This is a genomic window from Frankia sp. AiPs1, from assembly GCF_023716945.1.
Lineage (GTDB): Bacteria > Actinomycetota > Actinomycetes > Frankiales > Frankiaceae > Frankia.
In genome coordinates this window covers 1-2723 of sequence record NZ_JAMQQF010000700.1, presented here as the reverse complement: position 1 = coordinate 2723, position 2723 = coordinate 1, and the positions used below count along the sequence as shown (strand labels likewise).

Annotated in this window: 3 protein-coding genes; all 3 read right to left on the bottom strand. The window is 70.9% G+C overall.

What is annotated here, in order from left to right:
• Positions 1-180 precede the first annotated feature (180 nt).
• The 3 genes from ND748_RS29595 to ND748_RS29585 all read right to left on the bottom strand — a co-directional run bounded on the left by ND748_RS29595 (position 181) and on the right by ND748_RS29585 (position 2250).
• Positions 181-1104, bottom strand: a complete 924-nt coding sequence (locus tag ND748_RS29595) for an LLM class F420-dependent oxidoreductase (protein ID WP_251749491.1) — start codon at positions 1102-1104, stop codon at positions 181-183.
• Positions 1105-1128: 24 nt separating this feature from the next.
• A complete protein-coding gene (locus tag ND748_RS29590; protein WP_251749490.1) occupies positions 1129-1863 on the bottom strand; it encodes a TetR/AcrR family transcriptional regulator in 735 nt (244 codons plus the stop codon).
• Between the two features lie 156 nt (positions 1864-2019).
• Positions 2020-2250, bottom strand: coding sequence for a hypothetical protein (locus ND748_RS29585; protein ID WP_251749488.1), 231 nt, complete (start codon positions 2248-2250; stop codon positions 2020-2022).
• Between the last annotated feature and the right edge of the window lie 473 nt (positions 2251-2723).

Below are 2723 nucleotides of genomic sequence, written 5' to 3'. Positions count from 1 at the left end.
GTCCTGCGGGCCGTGCCGGCCTGGGGGCCGGGTTCCGGCGAGACCGGGGCCGGCCGGCGCGACCACCGGTCGTCCGGGATGCGGCTGGTCGGCGCGGCCCCCCGGCCTCGCCCGTCGTCCGACATGGTCCGCGGCTCCGCCGACGACGCCGACTACTGGGTCACCGGATAGCCGGGCGCGTCAGTCCCGGGCGAGAATGATCTCCTCGCCGAAACGGCGCACCGTCTCCTCGGACGCGGCGGGATCATCGCCGATCACATTGAAGATGAGCCAGTCCACGCCGAGGCGCTCGTATTCGGCGATGTCGGCGCAGACCTGCTCGGTGTTCCAGCCCTGCCGGATGTCGATCAGGGACAGGACTCCGCCCAGGGCGACGGTGACCTCTTCCGGGTCGCGCCCCGCGGCGGTCGTGGCCTCGCGCAGCCTGTCGATGCGCTCGCCGACGGCGGCCGAATCGGGCACGTGGGCGGTCCGGATGGTGCCGGCCAGCGTCTCGGTGGTGAGGGTGAACAGGGCCCCGCCGCCGAAGCGGGCCGCCCGCGCCAGGCCCCATCTGCTGTTTGCGTGCACCCACAGTGGCGGGTGCGGCCGCTGGATCGACGGCGGCCGCAGCGCCGTGCCGGACGTCTCGAAGCCGATTCCCCGCTGGGAGATCTCCTCGACGTCGGCGTCCCTGGTGAGAATTTCCAGCGCCTCGTCGAACAGCTCGCGCCGTCGGTCGAAATCGACGCCGGAGGCGCGGAACTCGCCGCGCAGATAGCCGGTGCCGACGCCGACGACGAGCCGCCCCCCGCTCAGCCGGTCCAGCGTGCGGATCTGGTGCGCGGTGAATAACGGATTACGATAGGGCAGCACGGTCACCAGCGTGATCAACGTGATGTCCTCGGTCAGCGCGGCGCAGAAGGCCAGGGACGAGAAGGGTTCGGAACTGCCCTCGCCGCCGGCGTGCGTCCATTTCGTGGACGGCGCCGGGTGATCGGTGAAGGCGATGCCGGACCACCCGCTCTCCTCGACCGCCCGCACCCACGGGGTGATGTTCCGCTGGTCCAGCACCTCGGGCCGCCACTGCGGATCACCGATGCCATGTTGCACGCCGAACTTCATGAGTCTGCCTCTCGATCGTCCTGGTTACGTCGCGTCCTTTCCGGGATCGGGTCGGTGCTGCACGCCGATGGCCCGGCTCAGGAATTCGTGGATCGTGGACATGACGGTCTCGCCGTCATTTCTTTCGATCCCGTCACGACGCCGCAGGAGGACATTGTTCACAATGTCCTGAATCATGATTGAATCGCTTGTCGGTCGGGTGTGCCGGAAGGTGCCCGCGGCGGCGCCGGCCTCGAGGGCCCGGACGAGCGGAGCCCTGCTCAGCTCCTGATGCCGCGCGAGCGTCTCGGCATATCCGACGATGCGGTGAAGCTCGAGAGTCTGCATGACGAGGGTCCGGCGATGCCGCCGGGGTTCGAAGGCGAGCCGGAGGTGGAAACGGATCCATGCGCCGACCGCCGTGTACGGATCGGGTGCGCTGGCCAACTGCTCCATGAGCTGGGCCGTTGCCCGCTCACTTTCCGCTTCGAACATCGACAGCAGGAGCTGGTCCTTCGACTTGAAGTGCCGGTAGAACGACCGGGTCGACAGCTGCGCCTCGGCGAGGATCCCACTGACGGTGACCGAGCCCGAATCCCCGCGGGCCAGTACCCGGTACGCCGCCCGGATCATCATCGAGCGCTCTTCCTCGGGCGCGTAGGCCAGCGGCCGGCCGATGCGACGCCGAGGGGCGTCGGACTGCGCACCCTCGTCGGCCCGTACATCTTCGTCGGCCCGCACGTCTTCGTCGGACGCCGTCAGGTCCTGCGCACGGGGCATGGCAGCCCTGCCTCCTGCCGGGGACCGTCGGCGTTCGTCGGAAGAGGTCCGGGACGCCCGATGCTATCGAATCGCCCGCGGTGGCGGACCCGTCCCTGGACGGCCCGGGCGGGGCCGACCACGGGGAAGATGCTGGACCTGGGGCGAGCGGCGCCGTCAGCGGTCGCCGCTCGACGGTTCCCCGGAGCCGGCCGGCGCGCGAAGGCGGCGCGCCTTGGCGGCGGCGGTTCCCTCCGCGGCCTTCCGGTGCAGGTAGCCGCCCAGCCACCCGAACGGGGCGGAGAGGAGCACGACGATGCCGTCGGCGATCGCGTCGCCCCATGGGTCGCCGAACACGAGTGCCATGAAAAGCACCTGCCCGGCCGCGACCAGCAGGATCAGCAGCACGATGAGCCGCCGGCGTGGCGCCCTGCCCTCGCGGGAGCGTGATCCGCTCCCCGGCTGCCCGGGCGGCAAGTCCGCGCGCTGCGCACCACCTCGCCATCGCAGCCCACGCCATCCCAGTCCATGCCGCCTTCGTCCGCCGTCCGCGCTCTCGCCGTCCCCACCGGCCACCCGACGCCTCCCCGTGCTCGGCCGCCCGCCCAACGCGACAGATGTGGCAGGGGACATTCCCGACCTGTCCGCGACGAACACCCTGATCGCGCAGAGTCGTGCCGGGGCCTGAGACCGGGTCGGACGGTGCGGTGCGACGGGGTGCGGGCGACGGGGTGCGGGGCGACGCGGGGTGGGGCGGGCGGTTCCGCGGAACCCCCCCGGCGATCGCGACCTGGGCGGCGGCCCGCGAGGCGTCGGCGGTCCCGCGACAGTCTCTTATAAAAAAAAAACAGCCCACCAGACAGGCACTGATATTTGGTATT